Raw genomic sequence first — 19,619 nt, 5'->3', positions numbered from 1 at the left:
GATTTGACCCGTATGGATCTTCGCGTGCTCACGCAGGCTGCTTGGTGACGCGCAGATACGGACGCAGCTCGTTCCAACCTTCCGGGAACAGCTTGCGCGCTTCGTCGTTGGACAGCGAGGGAACGATGATCACATCGTCGCCCGGCCGCCAGTTCACCGGGGTCGCCACCTTGTGCTTGTCGGTGAGCTGCAGCGAATCGATCACGCGCAGGATCTCGTCGAAGTTGCGGCCGGTGCTGGCGGGATACGTGATCATGGCGCGCACCTTCTTGGCCGGATCGATGATGAAGACCGAGCGCACGGTGAACGTGGTGTCCGCCTTCGGATGCAGCATGCCGTACAGACTGGCGATGCTGCGATCGGCATCGCCGATGATGGGAAACAACGGCCGCGCGCCCTGCGTAGCCTCGATGTCATCCGCCCAGCGCTCGTGATCGCCGATCGAGTCGACCGACAGGCCGATCACCCGCACACCGCGCTTCTCGAACTCCGGGCGCAGCCGCTCGGTGTAGCCCAGCTCGGTGGTGCAAACCGGGGTGAAATCCTTCGGATGCGAAAACAGCACGCTCCAGTTCGAGCCGACCCATTCGTGGAAACGGATGCGCCCCACGGTGGTGTGGGCCTGAAAGTCCGGAGCGGTATCGCCGATCTGCAGAGTCATGGATCTCTCCCCATCATGAGCGCTCCATGCGCCAACGGGATGGAAGCATACCCCTCACAGTGTGATATATTCCTAACGATTGGTTTTGAACACATACGGAACCGGCATGACCGCCCGCCCCATCGGTAAGCGCCAGTACCAGGCTCTGGCGGCGTTTCGCTACGAGCTGCGACGCTATCTGCGGCAGAGCGAGGAGATGACCCGTCGCCACGGCATCACCCCGCTCCAATACCAATTGCTGCTGCATGTGAAGGGCTTCCCGGGACGGGAACATGCCTCGGTCACCGAGCTTGCCGAGCGCCTGCAAGCCAAGCACCACGGGGTGGTGGCGCTGATTACGAGGTCGGAAGCCGCCGGGCTGGTGCAACGGCGTGTGAGCGATGCGGATGGGCGCGTGGTGCACGTTCATCTGACGCCGAAGGGAGAACAGAAGCTCGCCCGACTCGCCGATCTGCACCGTCGTGAGCTCTTGCAGTTGCAGGGGCGCTTCTTCGTGCCGAACGCGGACGACTTGCAGGGAGAATGAAACCCGCTGTCAGCAGCGCCGATGTATCACGCCGCGACCCCGGCAGGTGGTGGATGGTCGAGTTGCTCGTAGTGACTGAGCCACATGACCAGCTGCCCTCGTCCGCCGCTGAGCGCAGCGATCCGATCGGGGTACCCGATCAGCGATGCAAGCGGCGCAGCGGCGCGCACGATGCCAAACTGACGATTGACTTCGGCATCCATGATCGTCGCGCGACGCAAACGCAGATCCTCACGAACGGCCGCATAGACCTGCGGCGCGCACAGCACGCGCAAGCCCATGATGGGCTGCTCGATACGATTGCCGTAACGATATCGGACCTTCGGTGGACCGATGCGCACCATGTCGCCGTAGACGTCCGCGAGCCTGCGCATCGGCCGTTCCAACGCCATCTCGGTCTCGGCCGCGATCACCAGGCCACGCTCATCCGCCTCGAACACGGTGCTCGAATCATTGGGCAACAGCGGCATGGCTCTTCGCGCAAACTCGAGCTGGACGAGCTGACCGCGATGCGAGCAGCACTGTTCGATCGGATAACCTCGAATCACAGCAAGCCTTACTCAGGGGTGAGGAGTGTTGTACCGCCTCGTCCGACCTGCGTTCAATTGGAATTATTCTAGCGATACGTTCCGTTTTCTCTAACCATACCGCCGGCCCCGCGAGCGCGGCGTGCTGATTCCTGATGGATCGAATCCAACGATGAGGTTACAACAGAGAAAACGTGGAACAGCCTGCGCTCAGCGATTGATTCAGGCGTTGCGCTGCGCAAGCCGCAGGTGTCTGGCACACGCAAGCACAAGTATGATCTGGAGCGTTTCATGAGCACTGTCCTGCATCGACCCATCTGCGAGTTGCTCGGCTGCACCTATCCCCTGGTGCTGGCCGGCATGGGAGGCGTGGCGCGCTCCGGGTTGGCGGCTGCGGTCACCGAGGCGGGTGGATTCGGTTTCCTGGGAATGGTGCGGGAGCCGGTTTCGCTGATTCGCAGTGAAGTGCAAATCATGCGAGCGCGCGGCGTGCAGAGATTCGGCGTGAACCTGATTCCGGCCGCCACGCCTCCCGATCTGCTCGAAGCCCAGCTGCAGGTATGCGCTGAGGTGTCTGTGCCGGTGGTCACTCTCTTCTGGGATCTGTCGGCGCAGATCGTCACGCGGCTGCGGGAGGCCGGCATCGTCGTAGTCTGTCAGGTGGGCTCGGTGGAAGAAGCCGTCGCCGCCAGGCAGGCCGGAGCGCACGCCATCATCGCGCAAGGCTGCGAAGCCGGCGGGCACGTACGCGGCGCTTCACCTCTTCGAGAAATCCTTCCTCAAGTCGTTGCAGCCGTGGATTGTCCGGTGCTCGCAGCTGGTGGCATCTCCGATGGCCGGGACGTGGCGGACGTACTCGCCCTCGGCGCCCAAGGCGCGGTGCTGGGCACCGCGCTCATGGCTACTCACGAGTCTTTCGCGCACCCCTATCACAAGCGACGACTGCTCGCGGCCAAAGATACGGATACCGTGCTTACCGATATGTTTCACATCAACTGGCCTCGCGGCGCCAAAGTGCGCGTGCTCGCCAACAGTGTCACCCAGGGCGAGCATGGCGATCCGTTCCGTGCAGAAAGAGTCATCATTGGCGATGAAAACGGCCGGCCGATCTACCTGTTCAGCACCGACTCGCCGCTGTGCTCGATGACCGGCGACTTCGAAGCCATGGCGCTCTATTCAGGCACCGGCGTTGGCCGCATCGCGGCCATCGTCAGCGTCGGTGAACGTCTGCAAAGCATCATTGCCGAAGCGACCGAGATCCTCACCAAACAGGCCGAGCTGCTCACACCTCTGAACGAATTGCTCGAAGCCGAGCGCGCCGGCTCTCGCGTCTGCCTGCTTACGGCCGAGGAAGCAAAAGATCCGGAACTGGCGGCATTGGTGAAAGACATCCAGCGCGACGAAGCGCACTGGTGCAGCGTTCTAACCCAGGCCATCGTGAGGCTGGGTGGCACGCCGTCCTCGCGCATCGGCTCTTTCAACGAAAGAGCCATGGCGATCCCCGACCTGCCAGAACGACTGGCCTTCGTGAATCGTGGTCAGGGCTGGGTTGTGAAACGCCTGCGCGAACTGCTTCCCCAGGTGCGCGACCAGGAACTGCGCGACCAGCTATCGAACATGCTCGACGCGCATCAAACGAATATCGATCGCGTGAACGCGAGCCTGCAGGCGCCTCCGTCGAAGTAGCGATTCGACTTTCAGTGTCCGCCGGCCAGCACTTTGCCGGCGCAACCAGCGCTCGCGAGCTCGTGTTCCGCCTGAGTGAATCCATAAGGCGGCACGGTTTCGCCGAAGCGATCGCCGATCTCTTCCCAGCGGGCGATCACCCGCTCTCCGGCATCGTCGGCATTGCCCACATAGCGGCCCTCGGTCAACGTGACATACGCACGAGCGAAGTGGCCCGCGCCCGCGCACAGGATTGCACGCGTCGGCGCATTCTCGCCCACCAACGCCAGCAGGCCCGGGCTGACCAGCTTTGGATCGAGGCGCTCGAGCGCTTCCTTGGTGAGAATGCCGTTGGTCATCTGCGTGGCCGCCGTCGGCGCGAGACTGTTGACGCGAATGCCATACTTCTCGCCTTCCAGCGCCAGCGTCTGCATCAATCCCACCAGCGCCATCTTGGCGGCGCCGTAGTTGGATTGACCGAAGTTGCCATAGAGCCCGGAAGACGAAGTCGTCATCACCACGCGGCCATACTGCTGCTGGCGCATGATCTCCCACACCGCCTTGGTGCAGATCACCGCGCCCATCAGATGAACATCCAGCACCAGGCGAAAGTCGGCCAGGGTCATCTTCGCGAAGCTCTTGTCGCGCAGAATGCCGGCGTTGTTGATCAGGATGTCGATGCGGCCCCATCGGCTCATCGCGCGCTCGACCATCGTGGCGATCTGCGTCTCCTCGGTCACCGAGGCAGCGGCAGCGATGGCCTGTCCGCCCTCGGCGATGATCTCATCGGCGACACGAACGGCGACGGATTGATCCATGTCGTTGACCACCACCTTGGCGCCGTGGCGCGCGAGCAATAGCGCGTGGGCTCGCCCCAGTCCCCCACCGGCTCCAGTAACGATCGCGACTCGGTCTTGCAGAATCATGCGTGCCATTCCTTCCAAAATAAGATCAGAGAACACCGGCAGAGAGGCCGGTGCTCGAGTGTTTCAAGCGCCGCCGTAGGCCGAGCGCAGGCGCAGCTTGTCGATCTTGCCAGTGGCGGCCAGAGGCATTCGCTCGAGCCGAATGACCGCATCGGGAATCCACCAGGGCGGCACCTGACCGCGCAACGCCCCGATCAGCGTCTCATCGCTGATCGCCTGATGTGGACGCGTCTCCACCAGCAGCAACGGGCGCTCGCCCCATTTCGGATCGGGGCGGCCGATCACCGCGGCGAGGCTGACTTCGGGCAAGGCGCCGACGATGGCCTCGATCTCCGCGGGATTGATCCACTCGCCGCCGGACTTGATCAGATCTTTGGCCCGGCCAGTGATGAACAACTGACCGTCCGGATCGATGCGCGCCAGGTCGCCTGTGTTGAACCAGCCGTTGTCGTCGGTGGCCGAGCGCTCATCGCCAAAGTAACGTTGAATCACACTGGCGCCACGCACCCGCAAATGACCTTCCACGCCACGCTGCTCTGGCAGTGGCGCGCCGCTTGCGTCGGTCAACAGCAGATCCACGCCGACAGCCGGGCGTCCCGACGATGCGGCGGATCGCTGGGGATCGTTCGGCGACGCCACGGTGCCCGAAGGCGAAAGCTCCGTCATGCCCCAACTCGTCTGTATAGAAACATTCAGGCGCCGCTCGATTCGCTCCATCAGCGCTGGGGGCAACGGTGCGCCCCCCACGATGATGCGCTTCAGCGAGGGCAGCTCGCCGCCCTGCGCATCGAGGTGCTCGACCAATCCGAGCCACACGGTCGGAACACCGACCGCGATCGTCACGGATTCCGCCGCGATCAAACGGGCCAGGTTCGCGCCGTCCGCCTGACGCCCGGGAAGCACGAGCTTCGCACCCGCCGCCGGCACTGCGAACGGCAAGCCCCACGCATTTGCATGAAACATGGGGACGACGGTGAGCACACTGTCGGCGGCCGTGATTCCAAACACGTCCGCCTGCAGGCTTCGCAACGTGTGGAGAAAACTGGAACGATGGGTGTACGTGACGCCCTTGGGAGCGCCCGTGGTCCCGGAGGTAAAACACAGCCCGCACGGTGCGCGTTCATCGAAGCCGCCCCAGGTGATCTGAGCGCGCGCCTGGGCCATCGCCTCCTCGAGCAGGTCCACAACCGGCCGGCGTCGCTCGCCGGTCCACGCATCCGGACCGCCATCGATGATCAACACCTGCTCGATCGTCGGAGTGAGCTCGACGATCTGCCGGGTGAGCGGCACCAGATCGGCACTGACCACGATCACTCGACACTCGGACTGCGCCAGCATCGCCGCCAGCTGAGCTGCAGTGAGCCGGGGATTGAGCGTGTGACAGACCGCCCCCATGCCCATGATTGCGTACCAGGCTTCGACGTGCGCCTGCGTATTCCAGGCCAGAGTCGCGACTCGATGACCGCGCTCGACGCCAAGATCCCGCAGCAGCGCCGAGACGCGCAGACTGCGATCTCTCAGGTCCGCATAGCTCACGCGATCGATTCTGCCGCCTTCGCGCCCGGTGACGACCTGAGCGCTTGGATGCCACTTGGCGGCGTGATCGAGCAGTTTGTCCAGTGTGAGTGCGAAATCCTGCATTGCGCCGTCGATCATCGGCAGGACTCCACGGCGGGCGGCAGCGGCGGCGAGATCAATCCCACGTTCCAGTGCCACGGCTGATCGCCGCTGGCGCGTCGTCGGCAGACGACCTGCTCGTTCAATTCAAACATGCCCGGCAGCAGACGCGTGCCAGACTCCGGCCTTTCAGCGAATCTCATGTACGCTCGATCTGATCCATATGCTTGCCATTGCGCGTGATCCTTCGCACGTGGCTCGGTGGAATGCATGAATCCGGCCCAGTAGCTCATCATGGCCGCGGATAAATCCCTCTGCGTCCTGGTGTCCGGCACCTTGGGCCAATGACGCGGCGTTCGGTCGAGCGTACCGAATACAAAAGGCAGCTCGGCGGCATGGAAGCCGTGCAGCCCCGCGGCGTCCGCCGCCGGATAGCTGTGATCGAACACATAGAGAAACGAAGGTTTGCCAATGGCCGTCTGCTTGCGAACCAGCCGCTCCGCGGTCCAGGCATACAGCGAGTCGCGCGGCGCTGCGAGGATGCTCTCCTTGAGATCCTTGCTTGGATAATGTTTCAGGAACTCATCGGCGAGATCAGCGTAGCGCTCGCGAATGGTTGATTCATACGCTGCCGCGTTCGCAGGCATCGGCGCCGCAAGCATCTGCAACGACCGGATCTCGCCGCTGTTAAAGCCGGCGATGATGGGCACTGGCGCCTGCTCTTCCCGATCGAACGTCTCCACCAGCTGTCGAGTCAGCACGCGACCATCGACCGTGCCCAATGGAAAGTAACCAACGCGAGTCGACGCGGCGATCAGCTCGGATGCAGGCGCTGCACGCAGCGCTGCAAGGTCCTTGGCGCCGAGCTCGGCCGCGATGCTGGCGCCAATCGCCTCAGCCGCGGGCTGGCCGAAACGCGCCTGCTTCAGCTCAGGCATCGAAATCATATAAGCGCTCTGTGCGACCGCCTTGTTGAACAGCCCGCGCGCCTGCGGCGACGCCATCAGATACATCACGCTCAACGCGCCGGCCGACTCGCCCACGATGGTCACATTCTCTGGATTGCCGCCAAACGCGGCGACGTTGCGTTTCACCCAGCGCAGCGCTTCGATCTGATCGAGCAATCCATAGTTGCCCGAGATTCCCTCCGGCGACTCCGCGCTCAATTGCGGATGCGCCAGATAACCGAGCGCGCCAAGCCGATAGTTGATCGATACGACGACTACACCCAGCCTGGCGAATCCGGCGCCGTCATACATCAGATCGCTGCTGGCGCCTGTCGTGAGCGCGCCACCGTGAATCCACACCATGACCGGCGCGTTCTGGGCTTGTGCTGGCGTCCACACGTTCAGAAACAAACAATCTTCGCTGGTCTGCTCGAGATCCCAGGCGTAGATGCTGTCGGCTCGCCCCTTCGGTTGAACGCAGGCCGCCCCGAAGCGGGTCGCGTCTCGAACCTCACTCCAGGCCGGCATTGCTACCGGTGGCTTCCAACGCGCCGCACCGACGGGTGGCATCGCGTAAGGCAGCCCTTTGAAGACGCGCACGCCCTGCTGAGCGACGCCTCTGACTGCGCCGGCCGGGGCACGAACGACAGGATCCTGAGCGGATGCGGGCGCGGCCAGCAGCACGAGCGCACTCAATGCAGCGGCACGCAGAACCAGGGACATCAAGGTTGATCTCCGACGACCAGCGGCTCGCGCTTCAACTTGCGAGCCAGAACGACAAACATCACCACGGCCAGCACGTAGAACGGCACGAGCGTGTAGAAGGCCAGCTGCAGCGAATTCTCCGGATGAGTGTCGCGCAGCAGATCGCTCAGAGCGCCGAGGTAGGTGGGCCCCAGGCCCAGACCGATGAGGTTCATCACCAACAGCAGCAGCGCACCGGAAAGCACGCGCTCGCTCGGCCGCACTTCCTCTTGAACCAACGTCACCGCCGGCGACAGGTAGAAGTAATTGAAGAAGGTCGGTCCGATCAGGAACAACAATGCCAGCTGCCAGCCGGGCGCCCAGACGAAGCCGATGAAAAATGGGATCGCCAGCGCCAGACCCACGGCCGGCACCAGGGCATAGGCTTGTTTGCCGTTACGAGCCAGGCGATCCGTGATGCGCCCCGAAACATACATTCCAGCGCTGATGCCAATGCCGATCAGCAACGCGTAGTAGACGGCGATCTCCTCCAGGGTCATGCCCTTCTCGCGCATCAGGAACAGCGTCGTGAAATTCAGCGATGCGTAAGTCACAAACTGAGTCGCGCCGCAAGCGAGCGCCACGAGCACCAGCACCGGCCTCGAGAAGAACATTGCGATGGTGGCGCGGAAGCCGGCGTGGGCCGTCGCAGATTCCACAGGCGCCACCGAAGGCGCTCGGTCCAGGCCGCCACGAACGGGCTCCCGGACGAACATATAAACAAGCAGCGCCGTGACGACGCCCACTGCGCCGACAACAACGAAGGCGCTGCGCCAGTCATAAGTTGCTGCCACCGATGCGCCGAACGCGACGCCCAGGGCCTGCCCCAATGGTGGCCCGAGATTGAACAAACCGAGCGCGGTCGCTCGCGTGCCCGAAGGGAAGTAGTCGGAGATGATCGCGTAGGATGGCGGCACACCGCCCGCCTCGCCCACTCCCACCGCCATGCGCGCCGCGACGAGTTGCGGGTAGGTCGACGCCATTCCGCAAGCGACGGTCGCCGCACTCCACAGCGCGCAGGCAAACGAAAGCACTTTCACACGATTGGTGCGATCGGCCAGCCAACCCACCGGAATGGAGATCAGGCAATAGAACAAGGCGAAATACAAACCGCCGATGCGTCCGAGCTGCCCGTCGCTAAGCTGCAGATCGTCCTGAATCGGCTTGGCCAGAATCGACAGCAGCTGCCGGTCCAGGAAGTTCAACACATACACGAAGCACAACATGCCGAGCACGAACCATGCCCGCGCGTCGGGCCGTGCAAGGGGCACGGCAGCCAATCAACGCTCCCGACACACGGCAGCCGTGCCGTGCGAAACCAGCTTGCCCATCGCATTCCCCCCTGCCATCGAATATGTGTCGCAGCCGGCCGGACGCCGGCGCGATTCGATAATGCCGGTGAGCGGGGCCCGCCGTCAACACTCACTCTCACGCGTGTTAATGACTGCGCAGAGGCACGCTGCTTCAGCGCGGCGGCCGGGCCGCCTGGCGAGGCGCCGGCCATTCGGTGGTGATATCGGCTTGCACCGGACGCTCCATGTGAGTGGACAACACGACGTAGCTGCGCGTTTTGATCACACCGGGAACGTCGTAGATGCGCGCGAGGAGTCCTTCGAGGGCTCGTGAATCTTTGGTGCGCACTTTGAGCAGCATGCAGGTGTCGCCGGCTACCGAGTGCATTTCCTCCACTTCGGGATATTTCGAGATCGCAAGCAGCTCCGGCGACTTGCCCCAGCCGTGCGTGTCGACATGAACGAACGCCAGCAACGTCTTATGGATGGCGATCGGGTTGAGCAGCGCGGCGGTCTGCCGGATGGCGCCGGTGCGTTTCAAACGTTTGACGCGCTCATGGACGGCGGGCGCGGAGAGCCCGATCTGCTCGCCCAATTCCACATAGCTGCGCGTCGCATCCTCGACCAGCAGGCTTAACAATTTTCGGTCGAAGGCATCCAGATCGCGCCCGCGCCCGCCGTTCTGCCGAATGCCATCTGTTTCTTGGTTCATACCGCCGATTCCGCTTGTGGCTGAATACGATTCGGTCAATATGCAACTATGGCGAACACAGATCAATCCTTCGCTCGCACCACCGAAGCCGCCGCGCCGCTGCCGCGGATGGCTTATGTGCTCACCGGTTGTATCGCCGTCATCGGCTCGAACTCCCTGGGGTTGGGCCCGATCGCACCGGAAGTCGCCCGCTCCTTCGGCTCTACAGTGCCTGTCGTCATGACCGCGGCGGCCGCATTCGGGCTCGGGACCGCCGCAAGCGCTTTGTTCCTTGCGCGTCACATCGATCGCATCGGAGCGCGTCGCATGTTGCAACTGGCGCTGGCGCTGTTGGCCGTGGCACTCATTCTAAGTGCGCTGTCGCCGATGGTCAGTGTGCTGATTGCAAGCCAGTTGATCGCAGGCGTCGCATCGGGCGTTGCATTGCCGGCCATATATTCGAGCGCCGCCGCCGTCGCTCCGCCAGGACGAGAAAGCCGAACCATCGGTGTCGTGCTCACCGGCTGGACGCTCAGCATGGTGGCGGGCGTTTCATTGTCCGCGGTGCTCGCAGACGTCCTTCACTGGCGTGCGGTGTTCGGAGCGATCGCGGCTCTCGCCTTCGCCGCCGTCGCGATGCTTTCGATCGGCAAATATCGCGAAGTTCTGGCGACCCAATCGGCGCCTCTGCCGCTCGAGGCGCTCAGAATTGCAGGCGCCAAACCGCTGCTGATCGCCTGCGGCGCATTCATGGCGGCCTTCTACGGCATGTATGGTTATCTCGGCGACTATTTGAACAACGGGCTCGGCCAGCCGGTCAGCGCCAACGGACTCGCGGCGATGGTGTACGGCGTTGGTTTCGGCGCGGCCGCTTTGCTCGACAATCTCGTTGACCGCGTGGGCGCAAAGCGTGTCATGCCCGTCGCATTCGTCGCGGCTTGCGCCGTGTATGTGTCTATGGCCCTGCTGGGCAAGAGCTTTGGCGCGCTGCTGGTCGCGGTGTTCGTTTGGGGACTGGCCAATCACTTCGGCCTCAATGTGCTGATCATGCGCCTGACTGCGCTCGATCCATCGCGTCGGGGCACCATCATGGGATTGAACAGCGCCGTCACTTATCTCGCAGGCTTCGCAGGAACGGCCGCTTTCGGTCCACTTCACACGAGCTTGGGCTTCGCGATGTCAGCGCTCGTCGCGGCGGTGTTGATGCTGATCGCAGCGATCGCAGCGGCGTGGCGACACACGGAAGCGGTCGCCCTTGAGTTGGGCGGCGAGCGATCCATAAGCACGCAATAACAAGTCACCTGTCTGGTCCGAGCGTTTCATCCCAGTCATCGAAAGGCTCGCCAGTCGAGCCGATGTCAACTTCCCACGACTGACACCCAACTCGTTCGAACGCACCGCGCCCCGGGCCACCCGATGTACCGGACGCGACTGCGGCCGATATAACCGCGCCGCTCCGCGCGAGCGCCCATCCGAGACCTCACCGACGGCGCGAACGCTAGGCGCGCTGCAGTGTTCGCCGCCCAGAGCGTTATCTGTCCGTTATCTGATTGTCACATTCGCCTGCTTCTCGACCGGCCATCGACGCTGGGATCTTTCGGCTGAAATATAAGGTTCATCAGTTGTAACAAAGCGGGTGCGCAATCCGTTGACGCTGCTTACGACGACGCAATACAAACAATCCCCACGCCGAACGGACGTCGTCACTTGAGCAAGCAACGGAGAGCATCGATGAGCGTTGAAACCACTCGCGTACACACCCAGGATTTCTCAACCGCAACGTCGAGTGCGTTACACCAGTTACTACACTCTCCGGAACTGACCTTTCTGATGGAAGCGCACGACGCACTGTCGGCGGCGATTGCCGAAGAGAGTGGCTTCCCCGGGCTGTGGGCGTCGGGCCTGTCGATCGCTTCGAGTCTCGGCTACCGGGATGCGAACGAAGCGTCATGGACCCAGGTGGTCGAAGTGGTCGAGCGCATGGCGGATGTGACCCACATTCCCATTCTGGTCGACGGCGATAGCGGCTTCGGCAACTTCAACAACGCCCGCCTCGCGGCGCTCAAGCTTTATCAACGCGGCGCCTCCGGCATCTGTCTGGAGGACAAGGGCTTCCCGAAGCTCAATTCGTTCGTCGGCGACAAGCATCCGCTGGCCGACGTCAAGGAATTTTCCGGTCGACTGCGAGCGGTCAAAGACACGGTTCCCGAGCACAGATTCTGCTTGATTGCGCGCACTGAAGCGCTGATTGCCGGTTACGACGAGCAAGAGGCGCTGTCACGAGCGCATGCGTATGCGGAAGCCGGCGCGGATGCAATCCTGATCCATTCCCGCAAGGGAACGGCGGACGAAGTCCTGTCCTTCGCCCGGGCCTGGAAGAATCGCCTGCCGCTGATCATCGTTCCCACCAAATATTATCGGACCCCGGTCGCCGCCTATCGGCAGGCATCGATCTCCACCGTCATCTGGGCGAATCATGCGATGCGCGCCTCGGTTCGCGCCATGGGGCAAGTGTGCCGGCGAATCCTGTCGGAGGAGAGCGTCGCCGGGATCGAGCCGGATGTCGCCACCCTCGAAGAAGTATTCAAGCTGATGCGCTACGACGAGCTGGCCAATGCCGAAGGCCGCTACCTCCCAGAAACATCGGCTTCGGCCTGAGACAACTCATCTACGGCTTCGGAGAGCACTCACATGCTTGCACAACGGATGCAGTCGTTTGGCAATTCCGGTACGGCGGCGGCGCGCTCAGCCGCCAAGGCGGCTGCCGCCGCGGGCACCACCGTTCTCGATCTGAGCGCCGGCGAAGTCAGCGCCGATCTCGCCCCGACACTTTATAGAGGCGCCCTCAACGCCCTCGAGCAAGGCGTGACGCGCTATTCCGACACGATCGGCATGCCGGAATTGCGTGAAGCGATCGCGGCCAAGCTCACCAGCGAAACCTGGCAGATCTGGAGCGCCGATGAGATCGCGGTCACCGCCGGCGCCAAGCAGGCGCTGTTCAACGCCGCCATGACATTGCTGAATCCCGGCGATGAAGTGCTGATCCCGATGCCGTACTGGTCGACCTTCCCTGCCCAGGTGACCATGGCGGGCGCCAAGCCTGTGTTCGTCGACACCCGGCGGACTCAATATCTGCCCAGCATCCAGGCACTGCGCGATGCGTCGAGCCCGGCGACTCGCGCCATCATCATCAACACCCCCAACAATCCGACCGGCGCGGTTTACTCACGCGAGTGCCTGCTCGCGATCGCGCAATTCGCGATCGAAAACCAGCTCTGGGTGATCTTCGACGAATGCTACGGAGAGCTGACGCACGCGCCGCACATCCACCATTCCATCGTCGGTCTCGCACCCGAGTTGCGCTCGCGACTGGTGATCGTCAACGCCTTTTCCAAACAACTGGCCATCACGGGATGGCGCATCGGCTACATGGCCGGACCTGCACCACTGATCAAGGCCGTGCGCGCCTTGCAGAGTCACACGACCTCCAATCCCAACGTGATCGCGCAACATGCGGTGCTGGAGCATCTGCGCAGCGGCAGCGGCCATTTCGTGGCGGATCTGCGCGAGCAACTGCTCAGAGCCAGACACGAGGGTCTCACGATCCTTGCCGAGCTGGAGCGCGTGCCGGATCCCAACGCTCAGGGAGGCTTTTATTTCTATCTGGATCTTTCCAATCTGCTTGCGCCCATCGGCGCGGATGAGTCGTTGCGAACCGCAGACGACGTGGCGGCGCGCCTGATCACGCGAGCCGGCGTAGCTGGGGTATCTGGTGTGGCGTTCGGCGATCCCGCCGGCTTGCGACTCTCATATGGCGTATCCGCGGAACAGCTTCGCAGCGGCTTGCCCCGACTGGTTCGCGAGCTGAACTCCATCCGTTAGCAACTCTCAACAACTGGAGCAAGGACGCACCCATGCCAACCACAGGCACCCATCGCGCACTCATTCTAGCGGCCGGACTCGGCACCCGCTTGCGCCCATTGACCGCCGACGTTCCCAAGACACTGATCAAGGTTCATGGCGTCGCCATTCTGGAGAATGCGCTACGCCAGCTCGCCAGCTGCGGCGTTCGTGAGACCGCCATTGTGGTGGGATATCGCAGCGATGCGGTGGAAGGCGTGTACGGCGATCATTTCAGGGGTATGCGCCTGAGCTACGTGCGCTCCGATGTTTTCGAACGCACTGGCAGCGCTTACTCAATGTGGCTGGCTCGGGATTTTCTCGCGGCCGGCAGCTGCCTGCTGCTGGAAGGCGATGTGTTCTTCGAGAGGGCTGTGCTGACACGTCTGCTGCGCTCGGAACATCCCGATGCTGGCGCGGTTGCACCGATGTCGCCGCTGCTCACCGGCTCGGCGGCAACGCTCGATGAACGAGGTCGCGCCCGCGAGCTGCGCTTGAATCAGAAAATGTCCGACGCGCTCGTCGAGCCCCTGTACAAGACCATCAACATCTATCGCTTCACCGCCGAGACGCTCCAGTCGCAGCTGCTCCCGGAACTCGACCGGACGATCGTCGGCGGCGCGCACGGCGCTTACGTGGAGCAGATCCTCAGCGCATTGATACGTCCACAAGGGCTGCAGCTCGGGGCAGTCGACTGTGGCGATCTGAACTGGTTCGAAATCGACAGCGTCGAGGATCTGCGCATCGCCGAGCGCATTTTCGCGCCGGAGCAGCCTGCGCCAGAAGGCCAGTTGGCGGAGCGGTTCGCATGAGATCGCAAACGCTGATGGTCAGCTATTTGCGCGACCCGGCCAACGCCATCACCGCGGTAGGATTGTGTTTCGCCCTGTTGGCGCTGTACTACGTCCACATCGGACAGCTCGAGGTTGCGCTCGCCGCGGCGCTTTGGGCGCTGATCGCCGATCACGTGGACGGGATCGTCGCCGCGCGCACCCGCAATCGCCGGCAGAACGCCGGCGCGATCGGCAAGCAACTCGACTCGTTCACCGATCTGATCTCGGATTCGGTGTTCCCGGCGATGCTGGTGTTGCAGTTGAACGGCGCTTCGCTGCTGTCGCTCGGGCTGGCGGGGCTGTTGCTGCTGGCGGGCGCCCTGCGCCTGAGCTACTTCAACACCTTTGGTCTCTCCGGCGGCCAGCACTTCACCGGCGTGCCGCTTTCATACGATCTGCCTGCACTGGCGCTGCTGTTCCTGTTTCGACCATGGCTCGAAGCGCAGCTGTTCCAAGCGCTGGTGAACAGCTCGTTGCTGCTGCTGGCGGTGTTACATGTTTCGTCGCTGCTGGTGCCCAAAGCGCGCGGCGTCTACCTTGGCGGCATCATCGCCTTTACGGTTGCATCCTCGGTGGCGCTGTTCATTCGAGGAATGCAATGAGCGCCGCCCGGTTGGAGGCGGCGCCGACGGACGCGCTCGACGTGTTCAGAAAACTGCGGGTCGAGCCGCTCATCAACTGCGGCGGCGTACGGACTCAATGGGGCGGCGCCAATCCCGCGCCCGAAGTGCTGGCCGCGATGGCGGCGGCCTCAGAGCAGTTCGTCGACCTCGATGAGCTCGCCGAAGGCATCGGGCAGCGGCTGCATGAGCTGACCGATGCACCCTGGGGCGTCGTCACATCCGGCACGACCGCGGCGCTCGCCCTGGCCGCTGCCGCCTGTATCGCAGGAAACAATCCCGAGTACATGTTGCGCTTGCCGCGCACGGCGGGTCTCGCCCATCGGGTGGCCATGCTCGAGCAGCAGCGCTTCGACTACGATCACGCGCTGTCATCCGTAGGCGCCGAGATCGTGACCGCTCGCGATCTGCAACATCTGGCGTCTCTGCTCGACGGCAGCGTCGTACTCATCTGCTTGCTGGCGCGACGTGGCTCCAATCCATCACTTGAAGAGATTGCGGCCCTCGCGCGCACTCGTGAAGTGCCGGTGCTGGTGGATGCTGCCGGGCTTTCGCCGGCCCGACCCGATCGATGGCTGACCGCCGGAGCGAATCTCGTCGTGTACTCGGGCGGGAAATATCTGAGAGCGCCCCACTCCACCGGCATTGTGCTCGGAGACAGACGGCTGTGCGAGGCCATCTGGCGCAACAGCGCCCCGCATCAAGCGATCGGCCGGACCATGAAGGTGGGCAAGGAAGAAATGGTGGGCGCGGTGGTCGCGCTCGATCGATGGCTGAACTCGGATACCGCCCGCGAGGAACGCTCGCAATGGCGGCAGCGCGCGGAGTTAATCTGCCGCGAGCTCGCCGGCACACCGGCGCTCACGATGACGCTCATCCCCGATACGCCGTTTGTCACCGCGCCGCGGGTTCGCGTCGAATGGGATTCCTCAGTGATTCCTCACGACAGCGGCGCGCTGCGAGCCATGCTGCTCGAGAGTCGACCGCGCATTCTCATTCACGACTTCTGGTGTGGGCGGTTTTCGATCGTCATCGATCCGATCAATCTCACAGACGCCGAGGCTCGGCTGGTTTGCAAGACCCTTCAACGAGCGCTCTCCATGCTCGCCCGAACGCCGGTCGCAGACGACCCTGCGCCGACGGTCGATCTGTCGGGAACTTGGTTGGTGCGACTCACCTTCCTGCACGGTCGCGCCGAACATCGATTGATCCTCGAACAGCGCGGTCGGAACGTGACCGGAACACACATCTCGCGATTCTCAGAAGGCGAGCTCACGGGCTCGGTCGCCGGCGAGCATTGTCGCTTGATCGCGAAACATCCGCAGGGCAGCTTGCCTCTGTACTACGAGTTCCTGGGCCGCTCGAGCGATCTCGACTTGACCGGCACTGTGCATCTGGGCGCCGCCTCCGATGAACACGCCGGCCCGGTGTTCCAGCGCCAGTTCGGCACAGCGCAGTGGCGCGCCCAACGTCTCACGCCGAGCGCCTCGTGATGGAAAACTCCTTTAGAGTGGCAGCGCGCTCTGCACAGGTGGTGGCGATCAGCTGCATTGTCGGTGAGATGATGTTCTCCACTGTGTCGCACGTTCTGCTGCGCACCGCCGCTATCGCGCTCAGTCCGCCCGAGGCATTGTTTCTTCGCCTGCTGTTCGCCGCCGTGCTCGTCACTCCGTGGGTCGCGGCCGATCGACGCTTGCGCCCGGGTCGTTATCAGCCGATGACAGACCGGTCGCGCCTGCTGCGTTACGCAGTGTGCGGCGGCGTCAGCTACCTGGCTTCCATGGCGTGGCTGTACGCGATGATCGCTCTGCCGCTGGCGATGGCGACGAGCCTGTTCTTCACCACCGGACTGTTCGCCGGACTGTACGCCTGGTGGCTATTGAAAGAGCCATTTCAGCGCCGCAGTTGGCTTGCGCTCGCGGTAGGACTATGCGGAGTCCTCATCGTGCTGCGACCCACCGCTGGCGAGGTCCGCGTCGACGGCGTGGCCGCCGCGCTGCTTGCAGCGGCGCTGGCCGCGCTGACGATCACTCAACTCCGAATGCTCCGTGGGCGTGAGACGCCGACGCTTTCGGCGCTCCTGCGACTCGCCCCGGCCATTCCGCTCGCGGCATTGCCGGCGTTGAAAGTCTGGGAGTGGCCTTCGCACACAGCGCTCGCAGGCATCTTCGTGGCGGCGGCTCTGCTCGTGCTCGGTCAGGCCGCGGCTGCAGCCGCGTTCGGCACCTTGCGGCTACAGCAGGCTGCGGCGCTGGAGTATCTGCGCTTGATCTTCGCCACCATCGCCGGCGTGCTCGTGTTCAACGAGACGATCGGCGCCGCCACTTTGCTGGGCGGCGCGATGATTCTCTGCGCGGCCTGGATCGGCAGCCGGGCCACCGCCGGGACATCTTCCGTTGCCCCACCGGGCACGCATTGAGCAGGAGATCTCCATGACCCTGTCAGTCGATCTGAACGGTTGCGCGGCCTTGATCGTTGGCGGCTACGGCGCGCTTGGCAGCGCCATCGCCACCGCTTTCGCTCGCTCTGGTTGTCACGTTGTGATCGCGGGCCGTCGGCTGGAACATGCCGAATCTCTTGCAGAACGGCTCTGCAGTTCCGGCGCACGCGCCTCCGCCGCCGAGCTGGATGTGCGAAACGTGTCCGAGATCCGATCTGTCGTGGCCGAAGTGGACGCCCGCTGCAACGGCATCGACTTCCTCATCAATTGTCTCGGCGCGCAGCGCGAGCAGCGCCTGCTGGAAGTCACTGAAGAGGCGTTCGACCTGGTGGTCGGCACTCAGCTGAAGGCCGCGATGTTTCTGGCCCAGTCGGTGGCTTCACATCAGGCCGAGCGCCGCCGCGGGCGGCACATCCATTTGTTGTCGCTGCGCTCCATCCTCGGCTATCTCGAGCGCGGCTATTCATCGTTCGCCAGCGCCAAAGGCGGACTCGCTGCGCTGGTCCGTCAACACGCGGCCGAGCTTGGGCCGCTGGGCATTCGCGTGAATGGCATCGCACCGGGCATCGTCAGCACCGCCAAAAACGCGGCGCAAACCGGCGACCTGGCCACCTTGCAGCGCTGGGTGCAACCGATTCCGCTGGGGCGTCTCGCGCTGCCTGAAGATGTCGCGCAAGCTGCGCTGTTCCTTTGCTCCTCCGGCGCGGACTACATCACTGGACAAACCCTGTATCTCGACGGCGGCCTGACATGCTGCCGTTGAATTCCCGCAAACGACTCATGCTCAAAAGGACTTGCCATGCACGTCATCGTCGTCGGCGCCGGCATACTCGGCCTGTCTGTCTCGCATCATCTGCTCGAGCGAGGCGTCAAGGTCACGGCCATCGATCGCATCGGCCCCGCCGCCCTTGCCTCCTCGACCACCTTCGCCTGCATCAACTATTTCAACTATTGGCACGAACCGTACTTCACGCTTCGGCGCAACTCGATCGATTACACGCGCGAGCTTGCCGCGCAGCTCGGTGTGTCGCAATGGCTGCACCTGCAAGGCACCCTGCGCTGGGGCGAAACGCCGGACAGCTGGGACAAGCTCAATCGCAGCGTCAATGCGCTGATCGAGCGCGGCGTCGCCGTGGAGTTCTTCTCGCCCGCCGACGTGCGGCGTCACCTCGAACCCGATCTGAATGTCGACGGCATCGCCCGTGACATCGTCCGCATTCCCAACGAAGGCTGGATGGATGGAGCGCCGTTCGTTGGCGGATTGCTGGCTGCGGCTCAGGCGCGCAGCGGGTTTTCATGGCGATGCACGCGAGTCACCGGGCTCGAAACGCGCGCCAGTTCGGTCACTGTGCGCACGGATCATGGGCCGATCGATGGTGATGTCGTAGTGCTGGCCGCCGGCGTAGATACCGGCTCGTTGGCGGCGATCCTCGGCACGCAACTTACAGTGAGATCCGACCCGGGCACCTTGTTTGTATCGCACTACCTGCCCAGCAGGCTGACTCACACCTGCTATGCCGGCCATCTGCATTTCCGGCCGGACGGCGCCGGCAGGATCATGGCGGGCCACCATGGTGGCGAGTTTCCTCCAGGTTGCACTCCCGGAATGGAGGCGCAGCTCATCGCGGAGCAACTGAGCCGCCGCTTGCCCGCCCTGCGAAACATGCCGCCACACGCGGTCCTGATTGGCGCGCGGCCGGTGCCCGAGGATGGCTTGCCAGTGCTCGGCTGGCTTCATCGGCAGCCGAGGGCGTATGTGCTCACCTGCCACAGTGGCATGACGTTGGGTTGTTATCTCGGCAGGCTGGCCAGCCAGGAAATTCTGGGCGATCCGGTCAAACAACTCGCCCCGTATCGACCCGAACGTTTCGCCGCAACCACGGTCGCCGCGGAGGCGTCGCTATGATCTACGAGCTCAGGACCTATCACTGCGTACCGGGCAAGCTGCCGCTGGTGCTCAAACGGATGGAAGCCACCACGTTGCACATGTTTCGCAAGCATGGCATCGAACCGGTGGGCTTCTGGACCGTGGTGATCGGCGAATCCAGCCAGAACCTGATCTATCTGCTGCGCTGGGCGTCGATGGCCGAGCGCGAGCAACGCTGGGGCGCATTCCAGGCCGACCCGGAATGGCTGGCCGTCCGGCACGAGACGGAGAGCGACGGTCCGTTGGTTCAGCGGGTCAGCAATACTCTGCTCAAGCCCACCGCGTTCTCGCCGAGCCCTTGAT

19 protein-coding genes are annotated in these 19,619 nt (G+C 63.5%); 12 read left to right on the top strand and 7 right to left on the bottom strand.

The genetic code is table 11. The features are described from left to right. Positions 1–28 precede the first annotated feature (28 nt). Positions 29–661: a peroxiredoxin gene (locus tag JM946_RS14695; RefSeq protein ID WP_203168048.1), complete on the bottom strand. Its 633-nt coding sequence runs from the start codon at positions 659–661 to the stop codon at positions 29–31. A gap of 106 nt (positions 662–767) precedes the next feature. Between JM946_RS14695 and JM946_RS14690 the strand changes: the two genes are divergently transcribed. Continuing rightward, complete coding sequence (locus JM946_RS14690) at positions 768–1,187, top strand: MarR family winged helix-turn-helix transcriptional regulator (RefSeq protein WP_203168047.1); 420 nt, start codon at positions 768–770, stop codon at positions 1,185–1,187. A gap of 26 nt (positions 1,188–1,213) precedes the next feature. Here JM946_RS14690 and JM946_RS14685 read toward each other — a convergent pair whose 3' ends face one another. Further along, positions 1,214–1,657, bottom strand: a complete 444-nt coding sequence (locus JM946_RS14685; protein WP_203168046.1) for a hypothetical protein — start codon at positions 1,655–1,657, stop codon at positions 1,214–1,216. A 348-nt stretch (positions 1,658–2,005) separates the two neighbouring features. Here JM946_RS14685 and JM946_RS14680 point away from each other — a divergent pair, with 348 nt between their 5' ends. Then, positions 2,006–3,400 (top strand): nitronate monooxygenase, encoded by a 1,395-nt coding sequence (locus JM946_RS14680; RefSeq protein ID WP_203168045.1) that lies wholly within the window; start codon positions 2,006–2,008, stop codon positions 3,398–3,400. Between the two features lie 11 nt (positions 3,401–3,411). Here JM946_RS14680 and JM946_RS14675 read toward each other — a convergent pair whose 3' ends face one another. From JM946_RS14675 to JM946_RS14655, 5 genes are all read right to left on the bottom strand, one after another. Then, entirely contained in the window at positions 3,412–4,305 is an 894-nt protein-coding gene (locus tag JM946_RS14675) for an SDR family NAD(P)-dependent oxidoreductase (protein WP_203168044.1), read from the bottom strand. Positions 4,306–4,368: 63 nt separating this feature from the next. Beyond that, positions 4,369–5,961, bottom strand: a complete 1,593-nt coding sequence (locus tag JM946_RS14670; protein WP_203168043.1) for a long-chain-fatty-acid--CoA ligase — start codon at positions 5,959–5,961, stop codon at positions 4,369–4,371. Next, positions 5,958–7,592, bottom strand: coding sequence for a carboxylesterase/lipase family protein (locus tag JM946_RS14665; RefSeq protein WP_230979757.1), 1,635 nt, complete (start codon positions 7,590–7,592; stop codon positions 5,958–5,960). The genes JM946_RS14670 and JM946_RS14665 overlap by 4 nt, the downstream gene beginning before the upstream one ends. After that, entirely contained in the window at positions 7,592–8,839 is a 1,248-nt protein-coding gene (locus tag JM946_RS14660; RefSeq protein WP_407700557.1) for a spinster family MFS transporter, read from the bottom strand. The genes JM946_RS14665 and JM946_RS14660 overlap by 1 nt, the downstream gene beginning before the upstream one ends. Before the next feature lie 238 nt (positions 8,840–9,077). Beyond that, on the bottom strand, positions 9,078–9,617 hold the full coding sequence (locus tag JM946_RS14655; RefSeq protein ID WP_203168040.1) for an Lrp/AsnC family transcriptional regulator: 540 nt from the start codon (positions 9,615–9,617) through the stop codon (positions 9,078–9,080). A 48-nt stretch (positions 9,618–9,665) separates the two neighbouring features. Between JM946_RS14655 and JM946_RS14650 the strand changes: the two genes are divergently transcribed. The 10 genes from JM946_RS14650 to JM946_RS14605 all read left to right on the top strand — a co-directional run bounded on the left by JM946_RS14650 (position 9,666) and on the right by JM946_RS14605 (position 19,618). Beyond that, positions 9,666–10,889 (top strand): MFS transporter, encoded by a 1,224-nt coding sequence (locus JM946_RS14650; protein WP_203168039.1) that lies wholly within the window; start codon positions 9,666–9,668, stop codon positions 10,887–10,889. A 438-nt stretch (positions 10,890–11,327) separates the two neighbouring features. Further along, positions 11,328–12,254 (top strand): phosphoenolpyruvate mutase, encoded by a 927-nt coding sequence (gene aepX, locus JM946_RS14645; protein WP_203168038.1) that lies wholly within the window; start codon positions 11,328–11,330, stop codon positions 12,252–12,254. A gap of 33 nt (positions 12,255–12,287) precedes the next feature. Continuing rightward, complete coding sequence (locus JM946_RS14640) at positions 12,288–13,478, top strand: aminotransferase class I/II-fold pyridoxal phosphate-dependent enzyme (protein WP_203168037.1); 1,191 nt, start codon at positions 12,288–12,290, stop codon at positions 13,476–13,478. Between the two features lie 32 nt (positions 13,479–13,510). Next, positions 13,511–14,308 (top strand): phosphocholine cytidylyltransferase family protein, encoded by a 798-nt coding sequence (locus JM946_RS14635; protein ID WP_203168036.1) that lies wholly within the window; start codon positions 13,511–13,513, stop codon positions 14,306–14,308. Then, positions 14,305–14,931, top strand: a complete 627-nt coding sequence (locus JM946_RS14630) for a CDP-alcohol phosphatidyltransferase family protein (protein WP_203168035.1) — start codon at positions 14,305–14,307, stop codon at positions 14,929–14,931. Before JM946_RS14635 ends, JM946_RS14630 begins: the two co-directional genes overlap by 4 nt. Then, positions 14,928–16,442, top strand: coding sequence for a hypothetical protein (locus tag JM946_RS14625; RefSeq protein WP_203168034.1), 1,515 nt, complete (start codon positions 14,928–14,930; stop codon positions 16,440–16,442). Before JM946_RS14630 ends, JM946_RS14625 begins: the two co-directional genes overlap by 4 nt. Further along, positions 16,442–17,368, top strand: a complete 927-nt coding sequence (locus JM946_RS14620) for a DMT family transporter (RefSeq protein ID WP_269141013.1) — start codon at positions 16,442–16,444, stop codon at positions 17,366–17,368. The genes JM946_RS14625 and JM946_RS14620 overlap by 1 nt, the downstream gene beginning before the upstream one ends. Positions 17,369–17,381: 13 nt before the next feature. Further along, complete coding sequence (locus tag JM946_RS14615) at positions 17,382–18,152, top strand: SDR family NAD(P)-dependent oxidoreductase (protein ID WP_203168032.1); 771 nt, start codon at positions 17,382–17,384, stop codon at positions 18,150–18,152. A gap of 36 nt (positions 18,153–18,188) precedes the next feature. Further along, a complete protein-coding gene (locus tag JM946_RS14610) occupies positions 18,189–19,295 on the top strand; it encodes an NAD(P)/FAD-dependent oxidoreductase (RefSeq protein ID WP_203168031.1) in 1,107 nt (368 codons plus the stop codon). After that, a complete protein-coding gene (locus JM946_RS14605; protein WP_203168030.1) occupies positions 19,292–19,618 on the top strand; it encodes an NIPSNAP family protein in 327 nt (108 codons plus the stop codon). Before JM946_RS14610 ends, JM946_RS14605 begins: the two co-directional genes overlap by 4 nt. Position 19,619: the final 1 nt, after the last annotated feature.

Origin of the sequence: Steroidobacter gossypii (genome assembly GCF_016801985.1) — a bacterium.
GTDB classification, from domain to species: Bacteria; Pseudomonadota; Gammaproteobacteria; order Steroidobacterales; family Steroidobacteraceae; genus Steroidobacter; species Steroidobacter gossypii.
Note: the sequence above shows the minus strand (reverse complement) of the source record. Positions and strands in the feature narration are given on the sequence as shown.